3 protein-coding genes and 1 pseudogene are annotated in these 3533 nt (G+C 61.1%); all 4 read right to left on the bottom strand.

The features are described 5' to 3' along the window. Positions 1 to 246: pseudogene (locus JNL55_RS06480) on the bottom strand (ShlB/FhaC/HecB family hemolysin secretion/activation protein); the annotation flags it as partial. A gap of 155 nt (positions 247 to 401) precedes the next feature. After that, a complete protein-coding gene (locus JNL55_RS06475; RefSeq protein WP_293850931.1) occupies positions 402 to 1460 on the bottom strand; it encodes a CorA family divalent cation transporter in 1059 nt (352 codons plus the stop codon). A gap of 65 nt (positions 1461 to 1525) precedes the next feature. After that, on the bottom strand, positions 1526 to 3337 hold the full coding sequence (locus JNL55_RS06470) for a bifunctional metallophosphatase/5'-nucleotidase (RefSeq protein WP_293850928.1): 1812 nt from the start codon (positions 3335 to 3337) through the stop codon (positions 1526 to 1528). 116 nt (positions 3338 to 3453) lie between these two features. Continuing rightward, complete coding sequence (locus tag JNL55_RS37370) at positions 3454 to 3528, bottom strand: FAD-linked oxidase C-terminal domain-containing protein (RefSeq protein ID WP_415923018.1); 75 nt, start codon at positions 3526 to 3528, stop codon at positions 3454 to 3456. Between the last annotated feature and the right edge of the window lie 5 nt (positions 3529 to 3533).

Below are 3533 nucleotides of genomic sequence, written 5' to 3'. Positions count from 1 at the left end.
CTCCAACTGCTGGCGCACCACCTCGACGTCGCCAATGGTCTTGCGGTCGCCGAGATGCGGATACACCGCCGTCTCGATCTCCGTGGCTGGCAAGACTGTATTGCCGAGCACCCGGTATTCGTTGATGTTGAAGGTGTCTTGTAAATTCTCGGGTGAACTTTCAACGCCGACCTGCTGAGCGAACAGCCGAGGGCTGACGATGGCCGACAGATATAAAAGTGTAACGATGGAGGAACGCAGCGACACGATGACCCTCGCGGTGAAGTCGCGCCTTGATACTGGACGCGGATGACATCACCGTGACAATGCGGACATCGACTGTGCACACGAATGTATGACACGAAAACACAGCCCTATTCGGCTGTTTTCAGTAGTCGCTAGCGGCTCGATTCGAGAGTGAGTTACAGCAGGCGGCGCCAGAAGAATGCGGCGAGCGTGACGGCGCCGCTGGCGAGGATCAGCAGCATCACCCACCAAAACGCGTGGCCGGCGTGCAAGCCCGGCATGCCACCGACGTTCATGCCGAAGATGCCGGTGACCAAGGTCATCGGCAACAGCACCGCGGTGAGGATGGACAAGACATATAAGTTACGGCCGGTGTTCTCGGCCAGCCGCGACGCCAACTCTTCTTGGAGTAGCTTGGCGCGCTCGTACAGCTCGGAGATTTCTTCCAGCGCAAATGCCAACGAGTCAGTGCACGACTGCAGCGCCTCGCGATCCGCCGGCTCCAGCTCGCCGGTGGGCCGATGCAGGAACCGATTCAAGTCCGCCCGCTCCGGCGCAAACTGCCGCCGCAGCCGGGCGCATAGACGACGGTTTCGGCCCAACAGCTCGCGTTGTTGTTCGATGTTGCCGGCCAGAATCTTGTCTTCGATGTCATCCAGCTGGTCGGTCATTTCGTCGGCCAGCCGCTTGACTCGGCTGGTACGAATGTCCAGCAACTGGGTCGCCAGGTCGATACCTGAGGTTGCCGAGAAATTCGAGCGCATCTGCTGACGCAACTCGTCGGCACTCTTGAGCGGATGCAGCCGCGCGGTGATCAGTAGATGCGGGCTGGCGAAGCACCACAGCGGTGCGACTTCGGAAGGGTCGGACGCATCGTCATAAGAGAAATCGTTGACCACCAGCAACAGGCCGTCATCGACCAATTCCACCCGCCGATTACCGTCATGATCCCGCCACAGTTCCCTCAGGGCTTCCGGCAGGAACGTTGCCTCGAGCAGCCAGCGCCGGGCGCGCGCATCGCTCAGATTGAAATGCAACCAGATGACGGCATCGGCCGTGCCACGAATTTGTAACAATGCCGGCGCCACCTCTTCCGCCGGAATTTCCTGAGGCGCCGCGTTCGGCCGCAACCGGAACCCACAGATCAAGCCCCGATCCGCCCCCAGGCTCTCGGCGAGCACGGCAGGCATCGGCTTGGGCCGAGCATCTGTAATTTCCGACGGCAGTTGTGACACAGGTGAGTCATTCGTGTGACGACTGCCGGCAAGGATACCGCGGCGCGAGTTCAGGCGAGAGGAAATCAATTCAGCCGCAGAATCCTCCCTTCCACCTGCGCACTGAAAGGCTGCGGCAACGACTCCACATAGTCGACCAGCGCGCCCAGGTCGACCGGCCCGATCACCCGATTCGTCCCCTGCGGCAACACCAAGAAATTATCGCCGCCGGCCGCAATGAAACTATTCACCGTCACCCGGTAGGTCGCCGCCGGATCGAGCGGTGTGCTGTCGGCTGCAAGTATCTGCGTCACCCGATCGCCGACAGGGCGCGTATTGTCCCAGGTGTACGTCAACCCCGAGGTCTTCAAGATGCGAGGGAACGCCTGGCCCTGCCACTGCTGTTCCAACAGCGTCTTGATCTGCGCCCCGCTGAGATCCATCGAGACCAGATCGTTACCGAACGGCTGAATGGTGAACAACTCACCCCAGCTCACTTCGCCGGCCGCGAGATCGGCCCGAATCCCACCCGGATTCATGAATGCAAAATCGGCATTCGTCGTCACACGCTGCGCATCGGCGATCAAATTGCCGAGCGACGATTCGCCGGCGCTGCTCTCGGTTCGGGTCAACGCAGTCGTCACGGTACCGACGATGCGATTCACCAGCGGGCCAACGCGCTCATCCGCCTGCGCTACCAACTCGGCGACGGTCACGTCAGGCACCAGGCCCGGACCCTCGTCGCCCCAGGTCGTCACGATAGCGGCGGATTTTTCTACCACGTCGGCACTCTTGCGGCTGATCGACAGGTCGATGTCGCCGTAAGCCGTGCTGGCCGAGAACGCCTGGGTCACCAATATTTGTTTGCCCTGCTGGTTCGGCACCAGCGCATTGGTGAAGCCATGGGCGTGGCCGGAGACCACCACGTCCACTTCGCTATCCAAACGTTTGACGATGTCCGCAATGGGGCCGGTCGGCGGCAGCACTTCCGGATCGGTCGGACCGGTGTAACTGCTCTGGCCTGTGCCCTGATGGATGGTCACGATGATGGTCTTTACGCCTTGGCTCTTCAGCACTTTCACCGAGGCGTTGATGGCGCTGGCCTCATCGATGAACTGCAGGCCAGCTACGCCCGTGGGCGTCACGATGGTGGGGGTTTCCTTGAGCACTGCGCCGATGAAGCCGATGCGCACGCCGTCCACAATTTTCACTGTATGTGGCGGCAGCACCGAGCGACCCGTGGTTTGATCGATCACGTTGGCGCCGATGTATGGAAACTGCGCGCCTTGCCAGCGCTTGTCGATGAACGGCCCATCTTCGTGATTGCCGCCATACACCAGGCGCAGTGCTTCGCCGATGCCTTCGTCGAATTCGTGATTGCCGAGGGTGCCGACGATGTTACAACGCGGCTGCGTGTAAGCCTGGATGTCGTAGGGAAGCTTGCGGAACAGGCGCGCTGGCAAACAGTGCTTATTGGCCAGTTCATTCAGCACGCCGATGGCCGGCTCATCTTGTAACAGCGCCGAGTTCGGCGGCGACGCGCCGACGTGATCGCCGGCGTGCACGATGAATGCTCCGTCCTCCGCTGCTGCACCGGCAGTCTTCAGATAAGCCGCGAGTACCGCAGCGCCGCCTGCCGGGCGAGTCCCGACTGCGCGTGGTGAAAGTTGACCATGAAAATCATTGATGCCCAGCAGTTTGATCTTCACCACCGGGTCGTGCTTCCACCGGGAATCACGCCAGGTCAGGCGTTCGGCCGCCTTACTACGAGCCGCGATGCCTTCGCCACGCTCCTGGTAAGAGTCCTGTTCGTTAGAGTGGGATTGGTCGTGCGACTGCGCGACTCCCGCAAACGTGGCCGCTACCGCGGCTGCGAGCAACACGGACTGCGAACGCATGGCAACTCCTCTGCAATGGCGCATTGTGTTGAGCGACTATGCGCCCGGCGCTTTACAGAATCGTCGCGGTCAGATTGCAGGTTTGTGGCGAGCGTTAAGACTCGCCCGCAGGCGGGCTAATCGAAAATCTTGCCCGGGTTGAGAATGTTATTCGGGTCCAGCGTTCGCTTCAGTGCTCGCATGACAGCCACCGCAG

The sequence above is a fragment of the Steroidobacter sp. genome, from assembly GCF_016790065.1.
Lineage (GTDB): Bacteria > Pseudomonadota > Gammaproteobacteria > Steroidobacterales > Steroidobacteraceae > Steroidobacter.
The sequence above is the reverse complement of the archived record's forward strand: the minus strand, read 5'-3'. Positions and strand labels throughout refer to the sequence as shown.